We start from the raw sequence: 17,063 nt of genomic DNA, 5'->3' as shown, positions 1-17,063 counted from the left end.
TTACATAAAATTGATGAATATTTGTTTGAGATGCTTAATAATAGTATTTGAGAGAAGTCTTTTGAAATCTTAAGATATGTATTTTCTATAATATAAATATTGTATAAAATTCATTCTTGGAGAACGGAAGGCAACGCGACAAAATAATCGGATGAAGGAGAATGAAAGATGAGAAGACTGATCAATGACCCTTATGACGTAGTAGAGGAAATGCTGTCCGGCTATGTCAAAGCACATCCTGAATATGCCAAACTGCTGGAAAACGACGGTAGAGTGGTAGTCACAACAAAACCTGCAGAAGGAAAAGTAGGTGTAATCATAGGTGGAGGTTCAGGACATGAACCGCTGTTCCTTGGTTATGTCGGTGAAAACTTCGCAGATGCTGCAGTTATCGGAAACATCAACACTTCACCATCACCAGAGCCTTGTTATAATGCGGTTAAAGCCGTAGACCAGGGTAAGGGATGTATTTACCTGTATGGAAACTATGCAGGAGACGTCATGAACTTCGATATGGGTGCTGAAATGGCAGCCGATGACGGAATACGCGTTGAAACTGTTCTTGTAACAGATGACGTGGTATCTTCCGAAAATATCGATGACAGAAGAGGGATCGCAGGCGATCTTTTCGTCTTCAAGGCAGCAGGTGCAGCAGCAGCAAAAGGCCTGGATCTTGACGGTGTAGTCGCAGCAGCTAAAAAGTGCAACGACAATACAAGATCAATGGGTGTTGCATTATCTTCATCCACCATTCCTGTAAAGGGTGGTACCATCTTCGATATGGAAGATGGCGATATGGAAATCGGTATGGGTATCCATGGAGAACCTGGCGTAAGACGCGGTAAGATCGAACCTGCAGATCAGGTAGTCGATGAAATCATGGAACATATCTTTGCTGACTTTGAGCTGAAGGAAGGCGATGAAGTCTATACACTGGTAAACGGACTCGGTGGACTGCCACTTATGGATCAGTACATCATCCATGATCATCTTGAAAAAGTTCTGACCGATAAAGGAATCAAGGTATACAAAGCTCTGGTTGGAAACTATGCCACATCAATGGATATGATCGGAATGGGCATCACCATCGTCAAAGTTGATGATGAACTGAAGGAACTTCTGGATTATCCTTGTGACACACCATACATGAGCATCAGATAGGGTTGATGAGAAACCATTAGATTTACGGATATCCGCTGCAGTTATGTAGCGGATATCCTTGGATTTAGAGCAATGAATTTGGAAACAGTACGTGGTTAAGTGTATAATAAAAGCATTAGAAGATTCGAGGAGGCAACTGTATGGAATTCAATAAAGAGTATTTCAGGAATGTTATTTTACGACTGATCCCCATGTTTGAGGAACATCGTGACTATTTATCCAAGCTGGATTCAGATATCGGTGATGGGGACCATGGCATCAATATGTCCATCGGTTTTCGTGAAGTCGAAAAGCAGATTGACAAGATTTATGAAGAAACAGACGATATTGCCAGCTTCTACAAAAAAGTAGGCATGATTATTCTGGGTAAAGTCGGCGGAGCTGCCGGCCCATTATACGGAAGTCTGTTCATGAAAGCCGGAGAAGACGTCAAAGGACAGAACAGCCTGACATTCCCTGAGTTTGTCAATTTTATCGAAAATGGAATCAAATCCATAGAAGCAAGAGGGAAAGCGGTTGTCGGTGACAAGACGATGGTAGATGCACTGAGACCTGCAATAGATGCCATGAAGAATGAACTTGAGTCGGGAAAGAGTGAGATAGAGATTTTCGAGAATTTTGTCAACGAGCTTAAAGAAGGCTCAGACAGAACAATTCCTTTGATCGCCAAAAAGGGCAGAGCCATGAGACTTGGGGAAAGAGCTGTCGGTTTCAGAGATCCCGGATCATTCTCATCCTACCTCATTTATAAAGAATTCCTGGAAGAAATGAAGAAGCTAGACGAATAGGAGAGAAAGATGAATAGAAAACCAGTTGTCGGTATGAGTCTAAAGATTTATGTCAACAAGATGGCACAGGCCTCGACAATGGCTGAGGAAATCAGAAAGAGGTTTGAGGGAATCGATGATATGGATATCTTCCTCATCCCATCCATGGGGACGATCTATCCTGTGGCACTGATTCTGGAAGGTTCTAATATCCTATATGGTGTTCAGAATATCGCACCAAAGGAGAATGGTGCCATGACCGGTGAGTTTTCCATTGAAAGTGCGGTTGATCTTGGCTGTCGTATGGTGGAACTTGGTCATGCCGAGCGTAAGGGGATATTCGGAGAAGATTATGAAATGATCAGTGAAAAAATCAGACTGACCCTGAAGCATGGACTGACCCCTGTAATCTGTATCGGAGAAACAGAAAAAGGACAGAGTCGTGAAGGGGAACTGAAAGATCAGATCAGAAGTCTTCTGCAAGGGGTCACCTCTTCCGAACTTTCCGGTGTCATTCTAGCCTACGAGCCCGAATGGGCAATAGGGAAGGACAGACCTGCAGAAGCAGCATATGTTCATGAATCCATGGCCATGATCCGAAAAATCATTTTTGAGGAATATGGCGAAGAAGCCGGTAATGAAGTAAGGCTCATCTACGGAGGCTCTGCAAACAAAGAGAATGCGAGCGAGCTTGTTTCATCGGAAGATGTAGATGGTCTCTTCATCGGAAGATTCGGGCATGATATGGACAATCTGGAGGAGATCATAAATAACGTGAGAAAAATCAAGGAGGAAACATAAGATGAAAATAGCAATCGGATGCGACGAAATGGGTTATGAACTTAAGCAGCATCTCATCGGTGTACTCAAGGAAAATGGATATGAATTCGAGGATTTCGGTTCCTATGAAGGAGAAAAGATTCTGTATCCTAACATAGCCGAAAAAGTGGCTAAAGAAGTAGCGGGTAATGGTTTTGACAGAGGAATTCTGATCTGCGGAACAGGAATCGGTGTGGCGATCACTGCAAATAAGGTGCATGGAATAAGAGCCGCGCAGGTTACAAACATCTATGAAGCAGAAAGAGCGGCCAAGAGCAATGATGCAAACGTCATTACAATGGGCGGTCTCACAACAGGTAAAGCTGTTGCAGAAATGCTGGCGCTGGCTTATCTGAAAAGTGAGTTCCAGGGCGGCAGATCGAAACCGAAAGTCGACAGAATGAATGAAATAGACAATCATTACAGAGGTAACGAAAAAGAATAGAACTGATCTTTGGTGCCTGTTATAGATTCCCTGAATTTATGATAGGCACCATTTTACGGATAATACATTCATGGAGGACTTATGCGTTTTTTTGAGATTATTAATGACCTTATGCGGAACTATGGGCTGAAACTGATATCGTTTCTTGCGGTTCTCCTTATCGGATGGTGGATTGCAAAATACATTGTATGGATTATCGAAAAAGCTCTGATCAAGAGTCGGCTGGATGTTTCTGTTCATGGATTCATGCTGACCATATCAGGCTTTTTTCTTAAACTGATTGTTCTGATCACTGCAGCAAACATTATCGGGGTACCTGTGACAACCTTTATTGCCATGCTCTCCGCTGCGGGGCTTGCTATCGGCCTTGCACTGAAGGACAGTCTATCGAATTTTGCGGCAGGAATACTGCTCCTCATCTTCAGACCTTTCAGTGTAGGCGACTATATTGAAACGTCGAATTTTTCGGGAACGGTATTGTCTGTACAGGTTCTGTACACAGCACTCAATACCATGGACAATAAACGTGTGATGGTGCCAAATGGTTCTCTTGCGACATCACATATCATCAATTACAGCATTGAGCCATTTAGAAGAATCGATAAGGTCTATTCTGCGGCCTACGGAAGTGATGTCATAAAGGTGAAGGAAGTGCTGATGAGCATCATTCTTCGGAATGATAAAATCGTTGAGGACAGAGGAGTGATTTTAGGAGTCAGCAACCATAATGATCATTCCATCGATTTTGATCTGAAATTCTGGGTGAAGAGAGAAGACTATCTCACGGTATCCTACTCGGTTAATGAAGAGGTGATTCTGGAGTTTGAGAAAAACGGCATCAGAATTCCATATCCTACAAGAGACATCAATCTTACCCTGCATAAAGAAAATAATGATGATGATACTGATTTTCATATCGGCTAAATAAAAAAGCGGAAAGAAAAAAGGAGCCCGTCGGCTCCTCATTTCTGTAATTGTAACTGATAATAATTAATAAGCATGTGCGGTGCTAATTAATAATGATTATAATCTAATATTAATTATAAACCTATACTTTGTCAAGATTAAAAGTGAAATAAAGTAAAATATGTTTAGAAAAAAATGCTGCCCGTAAGAATGAAGTGAACGTTATGCATAACAATCAGTGGCAATATACAAGATATATCTGTGATGTTTCCGATTTCATAATATTCTGGTGTTAATATATTAAATAAAATATTTTCCTTGTATTGGTAATAGAATTGCGCTGGAAAAGCCAATACCGAGATTGCTCGGCTTTAGCCGTGGAATCAATGGAACTTGAACAGAAAAAGTTATTTTCATTTTGCTTTATATAGTGATAAAATATAATAAAGAAATAAGTAAATACAAGAATCAAACGACCGTATCGCTGATGTATTAACGGTTTGTATTCTACCCTATCTACCGCGGGAAATGTATCAAACGAAACAATAAAACCTTATGGTGAAGAGCAGAAACAAGGAGATGAAACTGTGCAGATCACTGTTAAAGCAAAGTTGATTCCAACCATGGAGCAGCGAGAGCATCTTAAAACAGCAGCAGCCGAATATATCCGTCTAATCAACACTCTTGTCTCTGAATGCATTCAGGCAGATGAACGTGTTCAGCATACCAGTGGCACGATTTCGGCTGCACTGCCCAGTGCATTGAAGAATCAGGCATTAGAGATGCAAAATCAGTCTACGCAAAGTACCGAAAGACAAAAATCAGAAGCATACTGAAAAAACCTGTTTGCCTATGGAATAACCAGAACTGGACCTTGAAAGAGGGTATACTGTGGTTTCCAGTGCTCGTAAATGGCAAAAGTACACGCCTGAATGTGCCGGTACTACTATCAGCCTACCAACTGAAAAAACTGAATGGCAAGCTGGGAACACTCAGAATCACCGAGAAATCAGGAAATGGACAGCTCAAATAGCAGTAACCGTAGAGGATAAAGAAAGCACTGATGCTGGCGTGCTGGGCGTTGATCTGGGTCTAAAATGTCCGGCTGTTACTGTGACAGAAACAGGCAAAACTCGGTTTTTTGGTAATGGAAGAGAAAACAAGTACATGAAACGCAAATTCAGAAACAAACGAAAGAAGCTTGGAAAAGCAAAGACGATACAGGCAATCAGGAAACTAAGCAATAAAGAGCAACGATGGATGAAAGATAAAGACCACAAAACAAGTCGTCAGATCATTGACTTCGCTGTCCAGGAAAGTATTGGAACAATACGCTTGGAAGAATTATCTGGTATACACCAGACGGCAAGAACAAGCCGTAAAAACGAGAAGAATCTGCATACATGGTCATTCTATCGCTTAGCCCAGTATATCGAGTATAAAGCGAGTCTTTCCGGCATAAAAGTAGAATACGTAGACCCAAAGTATACCAGTCAGACCTGTCCGGAATGCAAAGAAAGAAACAAGGCTGAAGATAGAAAGTATAGATGCTCATGTGGTTTCAGAACACATCGAGATCGAGTTGGTGCAATGAATATCATTAAAGCACCTGTGGTAGATGGTAACAGTCTGCCAGCCTGAGATACTAAATGTACTGTCTTAGGAGGGGTAATGGCATACCCTTAGCTTGGGGTCATACTCGTCTACTGGAAACAGACTGGCGTTTCATCACCCAAGAATCCCACTGTTTTAGTTGTGGGGGTGTCAAAAGTGATTAAGTTTATGTATAATAAAATGTGACCCTGTGAAGGAGGTTGTTAAATGAAAGAGGAATTTTATAGTGCCTTGGAAGACTATCCTGTGGTTACAGCTGTGAAAGATTATAATGGTCTGGATCTGGCCCTTGAGACGGAAAATAAAGTCGTCTTCGTCCTTTTTGGCAACATTACCGATATTGCAATGATCGTCAAGAAGATCAAAGCCAGGAAAAAGATCGCCATCGTTCATGTGGATCTGATTGAAGGTCTCGGCAGCAAAGAGATTGCAGCCAAATTCATCAAATACAACACAATGGCCGATGGAATCATCAGTACCAAAGCCAACATCATCAGCGCAGCTAAAGATCTTGGCCTCATTACTGTACAGAGATTTTTCCTTATCGATTCGCTGTCTCTGAAGAATGTCATCAAGTACATCGAAGCAGGTCATGCGGATACTTATGAAGTTCTGCCAGGCGGTATGTACAAAATCATCACAATGCTGTCCAATCTCTCCAATGTCCCACTCATAGCGGGAGGACTGATTTCAGACAAGGAAGATGTCATTTCAGCATTATCTGCTGGAGCTACAGCCATATCTTCCTCTGACACGACCATCTGGAAACTTTAATGACATGGTTTACAATTATTATGTAAAGTGATAAAATGGTCTTAATCAAATAGTGTGCTAAGAGTATAAGAGTAAGCAAAAGTCACCTGCGATAGGCAGGTTTCGTTGTGTTACTCTTTTTGTGTTAGGAGGGAAATATTAATGTATGATGTAGCAATCATTGGTGCAGGTATTGTTGGAGCATCAGTGGCAAGAGAATTATCGAGGTATAATCTCAAAGTGTGTTTGATCGAAAAGGAAAACGATGTTTCTGAAGGGGCCACAAAGGCGAACAGCGCCATCGTTCACGCAGGTTACGATCCTGAGGTCGGAACTGCAATGGCAAGACTGAATGTAAGAGGATGTCACCTTACTGAAGTCTTTGCAAAGGAACTGGATGTTCCTTACAAGAAAATCGGTTCACTGGTTGTGGCTTTCTCTGAAGCGGAGCTGAAGACCATTGAAGAGTTATACCATAGGGGAAATACAAATGGTGTACCTGATCAGAGACTGATCGGAAGAGAAGAGCTTCTGAAAATGGAACCGAACATCGGAGACGCAGCTTTAGGTGCACTTCATTCACCAAGTGCAGGTATCGTAGGACCATGGGAGTTCTGTATCGCGCTGACGGAAAATGCTGTAGTCAACGGCGTAGAGCTCATGCTTGGAACAGAAGTCGTGGACATCAAGAAAGAAGAAGACATCTTTACAATCTACACAGCAAATCTTAAGATTGACCCAATCAGAACCAGATATATCGTCAATGCAGCGGGTATCTACAGTGACGTGATCATGGGTATGGTTGGAGAGAGAGAGTTCAAGATCAAGCCTAGAAAAGGTCAGTACTTCGTTCTGGACAAGAACCAGGGACCACTGGCCAATCATGTGATTTTCCAGTGTCCATCTGAGCTTGGTAAGGGTATTCTGGTTACACCAAGTGTTCATGGAAATCTGATTGTTGGACCAGATGCTGAAGATAATGTTGAAAGAGATGATAAATCGACATCAAAAGAGCAGATGGATTTCATAAGAGAAGCTGCAGAGAGATCGATCAAGGGAATAAACTATAGGGAAAGTATTCGTAACTTTGCAGGTTTAAGAGCTCAGTCAGACCGCTCTGATTTTATCATTGAAGAGTCTAAGTCCGTTAAGGGATTTGTTAATCTTGCTGGAATCAAGTCTCCTGGACTCACTTCTGCACCTGCAATTGCTGAGGATGCAGTTGAAATCCTTAAGAATATCGGACTCGAAATGGAAAAGAGAGAAGACTTCAATCCAATAAGAAGACAGACTCATTTCATGGCACTTTCTCCAGAAGAGAAAACAGCCAAGATCAAGGAAGACCCTAAATTCGGAAGAGTCATCTGCAGATGTGAGAACATCACAGAAGGTGAAATTGTTGAAGCCATAAAGAGACCAGTTGGCGCACTGTCCGTTGACGGTGTGAAAAGAAGAGTAAGACCGGGCATGGGTAGATGTCAGGGCGGATTCTGCGGACCAAGAGTTCTTGAAATCATATCCAGAGAACTTAATGTTCCACTGGAAGAGGTCATGCAGGATACCAGCGGTTCTTACATACTAGTCGGCGAAACGAAGAAGTAGGGGTGAATAAGATGAAATATGATTTAATCGTAATCGGAGGAGGTCCAGCAGGGCTTTCAGCTGCATATGAGGCATATAACAAGGGAATCGAGAATATTCTTATTCTTGAAAGAGACAAGGAACTGGGTGGAATTCTGAATCAGTGTATCCACAACGGATTCGGCGTTCACTCATTTAAGGAAGAACTTACAGGTCCTGAATACGCAGGAAGATATATCGACATGCTGAATTCCACAAAGGTTGAGTACAAGCTGGATACTATGGTGCTTTCCATTAAAAACGGCGGAGATGTGAAGCATGTGGAAGCCATCAATACTGAAGAAGGATATCTTAGCCTTGAGACGAAGGCAATTATTCTAGCCATGGGCTGTAGAGAAAGAACAAGAGGTGCGATCCAGATTCCTGGTGAAAGACCATCAGGTGTATTTACAGCAGGAACAGCACAGAGATATGTGAATATGGAAGGATATATGGTCGGTAAGAAGGTAGTTATCCTGGGTTCAGGAGATATCGGACTGATCATGGCCAGAAGAATGACTCTTGAAGGCGCTGAAGTTAAGGCATGCGTTGAACTTATGCCATACTCCAACGGACTGAACAGAAACATCGTTCAGTGTCTTGATGACTATAATATCCCGTTGATGCTGGCGCATACCATCACTGAAATCATCGGTAAAAACAGACTGGAAGCTGTTGTCGTTCAGGCAGTGGACGAGAACAGAAATCCGATTCCTGGAACAGAGCAGACACTGGAATGTGATACACTTCTGCTTTCTGTCGGGCTGATTCCTGAAAATGAAATCACCAAGAATGCGGGAATCGACCTTGATCGAAGAACTTCAGGACCAGTTGTCAATGAGGCTATGGAAACAAACGTCAAGGGTATATTTGCCTGCGGTAATGTTGTTCATGTACATGACCTGGTTGACTTTGTCAGCGAAGAAGGACAGAAAGCCGGAAGAAGTGCTGCCAAGTTCATCAAGAGTGAACTTAAGGAAGGTCAGCAGGTTACTGAAATCAGAAATGGCAGCCGCGTGAACTATACTGTTCCACAGAAGATCAGACTGGATAACATCGCTGAGTCGCAGGAAATCATGTTCAGAGTTTCCAACGTGTTCAAGGATGTCAATATCACTGTGAGAAACAATGAAGGTGAACTGATCAAGAAGCTGAGAAGACCTGTTGTTGCTCCAGGAGAAATGGAGAAGATTAAGCTTAAGAGAGAGGATCTTGATAAAGCTAACGGACTCCTGACCATTGCTTTGGAAGAGGTGATTTAAGATGATAGAAATGATATGTATAGTGTGTCCAAAAGGATGCCGATTAAGTGTAGATAAGAAGGCCGACGGTGAAATCATCGTAATGGGCAACGGGTGTAACAGAGGTATCCCCTATGCACAGAAAGAGCTGACCAATCCGACTAGAGTAATCACGTCCACTGTGAAGATCAATGGTGGAATCCATAAGAGACTGCCGGTAAAGACTTCAACAGATATTCCAAAGGGACTGAACTTTGCAGTGATGAAAGAGCTTGAGAATATCGAAGTTACTGCACCGATAAAAGTCGGAACGGTTCTGATCGAAAATATACTTGGAACAGGTGCAAATATCGTAGCAACAAGAAATATGTAAACAATAAAATGTGGGTGCAAACCCACATTTTTTGTATAAAAATTATCTGGTTTACTGTAAATTTGTTATAATTGAACCAATAGTAAATGTTTACAGGAATACCGGGTTATAGAGTTAAAGTAAGGGAGGCCATATTATGTATGATGTAATTATTATTGGAGCGGGAATCGTAGGAACGACCATTGCAAGAGAGTTATCAAAATCGAAGGCGAAGGTCCTGATTCTGGAAAAAGGTATCGATGTATCCATGGGTGCCACAAAAGCAAACAGCGCTATTGTTCACGGCGGATTTGCGGAAAAGCATGAAGCGCTTAAAGGAAGACTCTGCTATAAAGGACGTGTACAGTTCAAAGAACTCGACCGCCAGCTGAATTTCGGATTTGAAGAAACAGGTTCACTGGTCATTACAACAGAGGATGACAGAGCTCCTCTAGAAAAGCTCATGGAGAATGGAATCAGAAATGGTCTGGACGATCTTTCCATTATCGGATCAGAAGAAATACAGAGAATAGAACCTGAGCTGACCCATGATGTCAAATGGGCACTGTACTGCAAAGGTGCAGGCATCTGTTCACCATATGAGATGGCTATAGCAATGGCGGAAAATGCCATTAAAAATGGTGTTACACTGAAGCTTGAGAACAAGGTCAGCGGTATCGAAAAAATTGATGACACCTTCAAGGTCACCACGGATAAAGGAGAGTATGAAGCCAGATACGTCATCAATGCAGCAGGAATCTACTCCGATGAGATCTCAAGGATGGTGGGTGTCGATAATTTCAGAATTCTGCCAAGATCAGGAGAATACATTCTCTTCACAAGAGGTACAGGGGATCCGATCAATACGGTGATCTTCCAGCTGCCTACTAAATTCGGTAAAGGCGTTCTTGTGGCATCTACCTATTACGGTAATCTTCTTATTGGACCAGATGCCAATGACGATGTGGCAAAAGAAGATACTTCCACGCATATCGATCGTATCGCGAATATTTTCGACCAGACAAAATCTCTATATGGTAAAATCAACTCCAAGCAGTTCATCAGAAGCTTTACAGGAATCAGAGCCAGAAGTTCAACAGATGACTTTATTATAGAAGAGACAGAAGTCAAAGGATTCATCAATGTAGCAGGTATACAGTCTCCTGGTCTTACATCCGCGCCTGCCATTGCAGATATGGTTATAGGTATTCTTAAGGATGCCGGTTTAGAATGGGAAGACAACAGAAATTTCGATCCATACAGAAAACCGGTCGTCACAAAGAAACCGCTGAAACCGCTGAAAGATATCAAGGAGTTCATCGAACTGCCACTTGGAAGCAAAGACAGGATTGTCTGCCGATGTGAACAGGTGAGGGAAGATGAAATTGTCGATGCACTTCATCGTGGAATCAAGGTGAAAACAGTAGATGGTGTCAAGAGAAGGACAAGAGCTGGAATGGGATGGTGTCAGGGAGAATTCTGTAAGCCAAGAGTCATCGAAATCATGGAAAGAGAATATGGCGAAAAGATCGATCCAGCTTTTGACATCGAGCATAGTGGTGTAAACCGCGTACAGAAATCAGATCTGGTGGACTATCTTAAGAGCCTCGAGGAGGAGTAGACATTGAGTGATGTCATAGATTTCAATGAACTGAAAAATAAAGTGAGAGATAAGGACATAGACGATTTTGAGTCCTATATCTTCAATCTATATGGACAGATGGGTGCAGGGACGCAGGATATCGCTTCCATAAACAAAGCCATAGTAGATTATATGGAGAAGAACAGTATTTCTTACGAAAAGTTTATGGAAATCCAAACCAGACTCATGGAACGCTACGGTGTATCCATGGAGGATATACAGTCTCAGTACAATCTGACAAACAATGACGAGTACAAAAAGTATAGAAAACAGTTGGGTTTCATGGATAAATATAAAGGTAAGATAACCGATTATTCGGGTTTCTATTATGAAATCAGAAATTCGGTCAACGACCTGTCTTTATTCCTGAACAAAACAGTTGTAATCATCACCTCAAAAGTAAAAGTGGACTTAGCCGATAATGAACTTAACGAATTTCTGGTCTCCTATAAGAAACTTCAGGATGACAAGAAGCTGCAGATCAGAATCAGCGAGAATTACAGGGAATACGATTATTAGAAAGGTGCCGATATGGTGTATCGAAGGATACACTGTATCGGCTCTTTGCTTTGATGGAGTATGTGTGTGTCAGACAAGCTGTAATAGGGATTGACTAAAGATAGGTTATACCCTATAATTTAGTTAGTTAATCTAACTAACTAAATATGAGGTAAAAAGATGAATCATTTATTGGATACCGCCGCAGAAGAAATATCATTATTCAGCAGACAGCTTATATATCTGAAGAAAGAGTTACCCATAAGATCCAGTGAAATGGGCCTACTCATTTTTGTTCAGAAACAGAATGAAGGGGCTACACCGCTTTTGATCAGCAGTTTTTTCAGAATTTCAAAACCAAGTGTGACTGCCATGATCAACGAGCTCATAAGCAAGGGATATCTCGTAAAAAAGCCTTCGGAAACAGATAGACGGAGCTATACTGTTGCTGTTACAGATAGTGGTGAGGAACTTGTGGCCTCAACTCATTCTGAGTATTTCAGAGGGATAGAGATACTCAAAAAAAAGATGGGAGATCTTGATTTTGAATCCTTGATCAACCTTATTCATAAGGCAAATACGATACTAAGTGAGGAAAGAGACTTATGAAGATACTGGTGACCGGTGCGCGGGGAAATGTTGGCAGGTATGTAGTGAATGAACTGGTCATAAAAGGACAGAAGGTTGCAGCAGGTGTACATAATGTCACAAAATCAGGCGATACGTCTGACCCGGATATTGAAACTGTATATCTGGATCTTACTGATCCATGCACTTTTGATGCTGCACTAAGAGATGTGGATCGCGTCTTTCTCATGAGACCGCCCCATCTTGGTAAGCCAGAAGATCTGTATCCTTTTATTGATGCCATGAAGCGCCATGATATCAGACTTGTTTCATTTCTTTCACTGATGGGTGTGGAAAAAAATACTATCCCTCCCCATCACAGAATTGAGAAGTACATTGAAAAAGCCGGATTACCTTATGCGCACATCAGACCGGGTTTCTTCATGCAGAATATTGCCGGTGTCCATGCGGAGGAAATCCGAATGAGAAACGAAATATTTATCCCGGCTGGGATGAGCAGGACAAGCTTCATCGATGCTGCAGATATCGGACTATGTGTCGCGATATTACTCAGTGAGCCGGAAAAGTACAGAAATACTGCACATACAATCACTGGACCGGAATCTTTAAATTATGATGAGATCGCTGAAATTTTATGCGATGTGACGGAAAGAAAAATCACCTACAGAAAGCCCGGATTTTTAGCTTACAGAAATCATTACATCAAAAAACGAGGACTGGATAAAACATATGTCAATGTGACCCTGGCACTCTATTTTATGACAAGAATGGGGACAGCGAGTAGAGTAACTGATGGATATTATCGAATTACAGGAAAAGAGCCACGCAGTTTTAGAGCCTTCGCATCTGAAAACAAATGCTGCTTCATTTAGATGATTTTTACATGAAGTTCTGCGATGTCATTTACACTCGGGACATATTTCAATACGTGTAGCACCAGAAAATGCTGCTGCCGAAATCTGACGTCTTCTTAAATGAAGTGTATTGGGTTTGAGAGCAGCAGTTTTTTCTTATGATATAATATAATCTGGTTATCTTAATATGATATGGAAACTGAATTTTAGATGAGAATAAAGATAGGATGAGTATTAATGAACGAAGAAAAAAGCACAGTACAAGAAGAAACTGAAGTCGCAGAGAAGAAAGATTTCTTTTCATTTATCAAAAACCCCATAAGATATGATGTAATGCAGCTGGCATGGCCTGTCCTCATAGAACTCCTTATGAGTTCATTATTTGGTATGGTAGACATGATGATGCTGGGGTGGATTGCAGATAAGGCTCTGGCCGCTGCATCTGTAGCAGCGGTAGGGATCACCAATCAGCCGATGTTTATAGGACTTTCACTTGCTCAGGCACTCAATGTCGGGGGTACAGCTATGATCGCTCGATATGTGGGGGCTAAGCAGGACCATCGTGTAGATTCGGTACTGAAACACGTCATTCTCCTTAATCTCGTGTTTCTTGCCATACCGCTTTTCGCTTTCGGCATACTTTTTACAGATGAAATTATGCTCTTTATGGGTGCGCAGGCCGATACCCTTGATGCGGGCAGATTGTACTTCAAAATCATCATGGTAGGTTATCTGTTCCAGAGCTTCAATATGTCCATCACAGCGGCACTTAGAGGGATTGGAGAAACAAAGGCACCTATGAGAATCAATATCCGCGTGAATTCTCTTAATGTCATCGGTAATGCAGTACTGATCTATGGACTGCTCTTTTTCCCAGCTCTTGGTGTGACCGGTGCCGCAATATCAACCGCTCTTTCTCACGTTGTTGCCAGCGTAATGATGGTACGTTATATTACCAGGAAAGAGAGCCCTTTGAAAGTCAATTTCAGGAAGAAATTCAGATACAACAAAACAGTGATCCAGAACCTCATCAAGGTGGGGGTACCGGCTTCAATGGAATCACTGGCACTTAGAATCGGGGTACTTCTGTTTGTGAGGATTGTAGCGGGTCTTGGTACTGTAATCTATGCTTCTCACCAGATTGCTCTGAGTATTCTGGGGTTGTCCTTTCAGCCCGGGCAGGCTTTTGGTATAGCAGCTTCGTCTATGGTTGGTCGCTCACTAGGCGCAAAAAATCTTGGTCTTGCGGAGGCATATGCTAAAGAGACAAGAAAAATAGGATCACTGATATCGACATTCATGGCACTGATTCTTTTCTTCTTCGGGAGACAGCTTGTCAGTCTCTATTCAAATGATCCGGTGATCATCGACAACGCTTCCATGGCACTTAAAATCATTGCAATTGTTCAGCCTTTCCAGTCCTCACAGCTGATACTGGCCGGTGCATTAAGAGGAGCAGGGGATACGCTCTGGCCACTGGTTGCAACCTTTATCGGCGTGTTCGGATTCAGAGTGGTTCTTGCAAACATCCTTGTGAATACACTGGAACTTGGCCTCATGGGTGCATGGCTTGCAGTACTTGCCGATCAGCTCATCAGATGGTTCTTTGTTTACGGCAGATTCAGAACAAACAAGTGGAAGTACATCAAGCTGAAGTAGCGCAAATAAGATTAAGCCCATTGGTTCAGTAATCTCTGAACCAATGGGCTTATTAACTAGATCATATCTTTATTTCTATTCTACAGTAACTGATTTAGCCAGATTTCTAGGCTTGTCCACATCAAGACCCTTATAAAGTGCCACATAGTAGGCAAGAAGCTGTGTTGGAACGACTGCCAGAATCGGAGCGATGATATCCATGGTATTCGGGATATAGATGACCTCGTCTGAGTACTTTTCCACTTCTGTGTTGTTCTCGTAGGTGATGGCCAGAACCTTTGCACCTCTTGATACAACTTCCTTGATGTTGCTCTGCATCTTTTCAAACAGATCTCTCTGTGTCAGGGAAGTGATGACAGAAATTCCTTCTTCGATCAGTGCGATGGAACCATGCTTCAGTTCTCCACCTGGATAAGCTTCTGAATGAATATAGGAAAGCTCCTTCAGTTTTAGTGAAGCTTCCACAGCAATCTGATAGTCAAGACCTCTTCCGAGATAGAAGATATCTCTTTCTTCATGAATCTTATCTGCGAATTTCTCTACCTTTGTAGTGTCTTTGAGGATCTCTGCGACCTTTTCAGGTAAGGTCAGCATTTCAACCTTGATTGCTTCAAGATATTCAGCGTCCTGTGTACCCAGCAGCTCGGCAAAGTATATTGCTATGCAGTAAACTGCCACAAGCATGGTCAGATAGGCTTTTGTCGATGCAACACCGATTTCAGGTCCTGCCCAGGTATAGAAGACGTCATCTGCTTCACGTGCGATGGAACTTCCTACGACATTCGTAATTGCGATAACTCTGGCTCCGAGATTCTGTGATTCTCTAAGAACTGCTAGAGTATCAGCGGTTTCGCCCGACTGGCTGATGGTGATGACAAGAGTTCTGCTGTCTATAACAGGATTTCTGTATCTGAATTCAGAGGCAACATCTACTTCCACAGGGATTCTTGAAAGTGATTCAATGGCCACTTTTCCGATGAGTCCAGCATGGTATGCTGTACCGCATGCTATGATATAGATTCTCGAATAGTTCATCAGCATATCCTTTGTGATATGGATGTCATCCAACTTTATTCTCTGGCCAGGTACGATTCTTGATGTCATGGTATCTTTAAGCGCTTTCGGCTGCTCATAGATTTCCTTTATTGTGAAGTGTGCGTAGCCGCCTTTTTCTGCAGACTCTGCACTCCAGGTGATCTCAGTGCTCTCTCTGTCTACTTTTTCTCCATCGTTTGAATAGAAAGCCAGCGCATCTCTGGACAGTACTGCAAACTCTCCATCGTTCAGATAGACAAATTCCTTAGTATAGTTCAATACTGCAGGAACGTCTGATGCGATGAAGTATTCATTTTCGCCAAGTCCAACCACGAGAGGGCTGTCCTTTCTAGTAGCAACGATTCTGTCGGGTTCATCTATGGAGATGACACCCAATGCATAGCTGCCTTTAAGCTCCTGTGTCGTTTTTCTGACTGCTTCAAGCAGATCACCGTCATAATAATGGTCTACCAGATTAGGGATGACCTCTGTATCTGTATCCGACAGAAATTTATATCCCAATTTTACGAGCTTATCTCTAAGTTCCATATAATTTTCAATTATTCCGTTATGTACAACGGAGATTCTGTTATTGTTGCTGTTGTGGGGATGAGAATTGACATCTGAAGGAGCACCATGAGTAGCCCAGCGTGTATGTCCGATTCCCATATGAGAGTCAAGGCTGGTGTGTTCCAGTCTTGACTCAAGATTTCTCAGTTTTCCCTGAGCCTTAACCATGGAAACCTGATTATTCTCCATGACGGATATTCCCGCTGAATCATAACCTCTGTACTCCAGCCTTGATAATCCGCTGATCAGTACCTCCACTACATCTCTGTTACCTAGATAACCTACAATTCCACACATAAAAAAAACACCCTCTCTAAATTATTTTTAGGAAGGCTTAATACACCTGACAGGATTGTCCCAAGAATTGCTCCTTGTATTTCTCCTGCCATTTATCGGTTGGTAACCGCGAAGCATCCGCCGAATTTTCGATAACTCCGTCCTCGTCACCCTGTTTTCACAGGGTCTGGCGCTATTTCATATAATGAAATTTCACTATTCTATTAAGCCTTACTGAATCATTATAACTTGAATCCGATAAA

At 42.2% G+C, this 17,063-nt stretch carries 17 protein-coding genes; 16 read left to right on the top strand and 1 reads right to left on the bottom strand.

The window, feature by feature from the left end; translation table 11 throughout:
• Positions 1 to 168: 168 nt before the first annotated feature.
• The 16 genes from RTX25_RS05170 to RTX25_RS05095 all read left to right on the top strand — a co-directional run bounded on the left by RTX25_RS05170 (position 169) and on the right by RTX25_RS05095 (position 14,919).
• On the top strand, positions 169 to 1,161 hold the full coding sequence (locus RTX25_RS05170) for a dihydroxyacetone kinase subunit DhaK (protein ID WP_312651329.1): 993 nt from the start codon (positions 169 to 171) through the stop codon (positions 1,159 to 1,161).
• Between the two features lie 140 nt (positions 1,162 to 1,301).
• The gene (gene dhaL / locus RTX25_RS05165) at positions 1,302 to 1,949 is read left to right on the top strand and encodes a dihydroxyacetone kinase subunit DhaL (RefSeq protein WP_312651327.1); all 648 of its coding nucleotides are present in this window, start codon (positions 1,302 to 1,304) and stop codon (positions 1,947 to 1,949) included.
• 9 nt (positions 1,950 to 1,958) lie between these two features.
• Positions 1,959 to 2,729 (top strand): triose-phosphate isomerase family protein, encoded by a 771-nt coding sequence (locus tag RTX25_RS05160; protein WP_312651324.1) that lies wholly within the window; start codon positions 1,959 to 1,961, stop codon positions 2,727 to 2,729.
• Position 2,730: 1 nt separating this feature from the next.
• Positions 2,731 to 3,192 (top strand): RpiB/LacA/LacB family sugar-phosphate isomerase, encoded by a 462-nt coding sequence (locus RTX25_RS05155; RefSeq protein WP_312651321.1) that lies wholly within the window; start codon positions 2,731 to 2,733, stop codon positions 3,190 to 3,192.
• A gap of 81 nt (positions 3,193 to 3,273) precedes the next feature.
• Positions 3,274 to 4,116: a mechanosensitive ion channel domain-containing protein gene (locus RTX25_RS05150; protein WP_312651319.1), complete on the top strand. Its 843-nt coding sequence runs from the start codon at positions 3,274 to 3,276 to the stop codon at positions 4,114 to 4,116.
• Between the two features lie 569 nt (positions 4,117 to 4,685).
• On the top strand, positions 4,686 to 4,934 hold the full coding sequence (locus RTX25_RS05145) for a hypothetical protein (RefSeq protein WP_312651316.1): 249 nt from the start codon (positions 4,686 to 4,688) through the stop codon (positions 4,932 to 4,934).
• Positions 4,935 to 4,989: 55 nt separating this feature from the next.
• The gene (locus RTX25_RS05140) at positions 4,990 to 5,739 is read left to right on the top strand and encodes a transposase (protein ID WP_312651314.1); all 750 of its coding nucleotides are present in this window, start codon (positions 4,990 to 4,992) and stop codon (positions 5,737 to 5,739) included.
• Between the two features lie 180 nt (positions 5,740 to 5,919).
• Positions 5,920 to 6,486, top strand: a complete 567-nt coding sequence (locus RTX25_RS05135) for a glycerol-3-phosphate responsive antiterminator (RefSeq protein ID WP_312651311.1) — start codon at positions 5,920 to 5,922, stop codon at positions 6,484 to 6,486.
• Between the two features lie 141 nt (positions 6,487 to 6,627).
• The gene (locus RTX25_RS05130; RefSeq protein WP_312651308.1) at positions 6,628 to 8,067 is read left to right on the top strand and encodes an NAD(P)/FAD-dependent oxidoreductase; all 1,440 of its coding nucleotides are present in this window, start codon (positions 6,628 to 6,630) and stop codon (positions 8,065 to 8,067) included.
• Positions 8,068 to 8,078: 11 nt separating this feature from the next.
• A complete protein-coding gene (locus RTX25_RS05125; protein WP_312651305.1) occupies positions 8,079 to 9,347 on the top strand; it encodes an NAD(P)/FAD-dependent oxidoreductase in 1,269 nt (422 codons plus the stop codon).
• Between the two features lies 1 nt (position 9,348).
• On the top strand, positions 9,349 to 9,699 hold the full coding sequence (locus RTX25_RS05120) for a DUF1667 domain-containing protein (protein WP_312651302.1): 351 nt from the start codon (positions 9,349 to 9,351) through the stop codon (positions 9,697 to 9,699).
• 136 nt (positions 9,700 to 9,835) lie between these two features.
• Entirely contained in the window at positions 9,836 to 11,299 is a 1,464-nt protein-coding gene (locus RTX25_RS05115) for an NAD(P)/FAD-dependent oxidoreductase (RefSeq protein WP_312651300.1), read from the top strand.
• A 3-nt stretch (positions 11,300 to 11,302) separates the two neighbouring features.
• Positions 11,303 to 11,839: a DUF3867 family protein gene (locus tag RTX25_RS05110; protein WP_312651297.1), complete on the top strand. Its 537-nt coding sequence runs from the start codon at positions 11,303 to 11,305 to the stop codon at positions 11,837 to 11,839.
• 159 nt (positions 11,840 to 11,998) lie between these two features.
• A complete protein-coding gene (locus RTX25_RS05105; protein WP_312651295.1) occupies positions 11,999 to 12,427 on the top strand; it encodes a MarR family transcriptional regulator in 429 nt (142 codons plus the stop codon).
• Complete coding sequence (locus RTX25_RS05100) at positions 12,424 to 13,278, top strand: SDR family oxidoreductase (RefSeq protein WP_312651292.1); 855 nt, start codon at positions 12,424 to 12,426, stop codon at positions 13,276 to 13,278. Before RTX25_RS05105 ends, RTX25_RS05100 begins: the two co-directional genes overlap by 4 nt.
• A 219-nt stretch (positions 13,279 to 13,497) precedes the next feature.
• Positions 13,498 to 14,919 carry an MATE family efflux transporter gene (locus tag RTX25_RS05095; RefSeq protein WP_312651289.1) on the top strand — a complete coding sequence of 474 codons (1,422 nt, stop codon included), beginning with the start codon at positions 13,498 to 13,500 and terminating at the stop codon, positions 14,917 to 14,919.
• Positions 14,920 to 14,994: 75 nt separating this feature from the next.
• On the opposite strand, the gene glmS is transcribed toward RTX25_RS05095, so the two are convergent.
• The gene (gene glmS / locus RTX25_RS05090) at positions 14,995 to 16,821 is read right to left on the bottom strand and encodes a glutamine--fructose-6-phosphate transaminase (isomerizing) (protein WP_312651286.1); all 1,827 of its coding nucleotides are present in this window, start codon (positions 16,819 to 16,821) and stop codon (positions 14,995 to 14,997) included.
• Positions 16,822 to 17,063 lie beyond the last annotated feature (242 nt).

Source organism: Proteiniclasticum sp. (assembly GCF_032054185.1).
Lineage (GTDB): Bacteria > Bacillota > Clostridia > Clostridiales > Clostridiaceae > Proteiniclasticum.
The sequence above is the reverse complement of the archived record's forward strand: the minus strand, read 5'-3'. Positions and strand labels throughout refer to the sequence as shown.

Excerpts from the sequence above, each read along its gene's own strand:
- RTX25_RS05105 (WP_312651295.1), top strand. The coding sequence starts at position 11,999 with ATGAATCATTTATTGGATACCGCCGCAGAAGAAATATCATTATTCAGC.
- RTX25_RS05155 (WP_312651321.1), top strand. The coding sequence starts at position 2,731 with ATGAAAATAGCAATCGGATGCGACGAAATGGGTTATGAACTTAAGCAG.
- glmS (WP_312651286.1), bottom strand. The coding sequence starts at position 16,821 with ATGTGTGGAATTGTAGGTTATCTAGGTAACAGAGATGTAGTGGAGGTA.
- RTX25_RS05135 (WP_312651311.1), top strand. The coding sequence starts at position 5,920 with ATGAAAGAGGAATTTTATAGTGCCTTGGAAGACTATCCTGTGGTTACA.
- RTX25_RS05100 (WP_312651292.1), top strand. The coding sequence starts at position 12,424 with ATGAAGATACTGGTGACCGGTGCGCGGGGAAATGTTGGCAGGTATGTA.
- RTX25_RS05125 (WP_312651305.1), top strand. The coding sequence starts at position 8,079 with ATGAAATATGATTTAATCGTAATCGGAGGAGGTCCAGCAGGGCTTTCA.
- RTX25_RS05170 (WP_312651329.1), top strand. The coding sequence starts at position 169 with ATGAGAAGACTGATCAATGACCCTTATGACGTAGTAGAGGAAATGCTG.
- dhaL (WP_312651327.1), top strand. The coding sequence starts at position 1,302 with ATGGAATTCAATAAAGAGTATTTCAGGAATGTTATTTTACGACTGATC.
- RTX25_RS05160 (WP_312651324.1), top strand. The coding sequence starts at position 1,959 with ATGAATAGAAAACCAGTTGTCGGTATGAGTCTAAAGATTTATGTCAAC.
- RTX25_RS05115 (WP_312651300.1), top strand. The coding sequence starts at position 9,836 with ATGTATGATGTAATTATTATTGGAGCGGGAATCGTAGGAACGACCATT.
- RTX25_RS05095 (WP_312651289.1), top strand. The coding sequence starts at position 13,498 with ATGAACGAAGAAAAAAGCACAGTACAAGAAGAAACTGAAGTCGCAGAG.
- RTX25_RS05150 (WP_312651319.1), top strand. The coding sequence starts at position 3,274 with ATGCGTTTTTTTGAGATTATTAATGACCTTATGCGGAACTATGGGCTG.
- RTX25_RS05120 (WP_312651302.1), top strand. The coding sequence starts at position 9,349 with ATGATAGAAATGATATGTATAGTGTGTCCAAAAGGATGCCGATTAAGT.
- RTX25_RS05130 (WP_312651308.1), top strand. The coding sequence starts at position 6,628 with ATGTATGATGTAGCAATCATTGGTGCAGGTATTGTTGGAGCATCAGTG.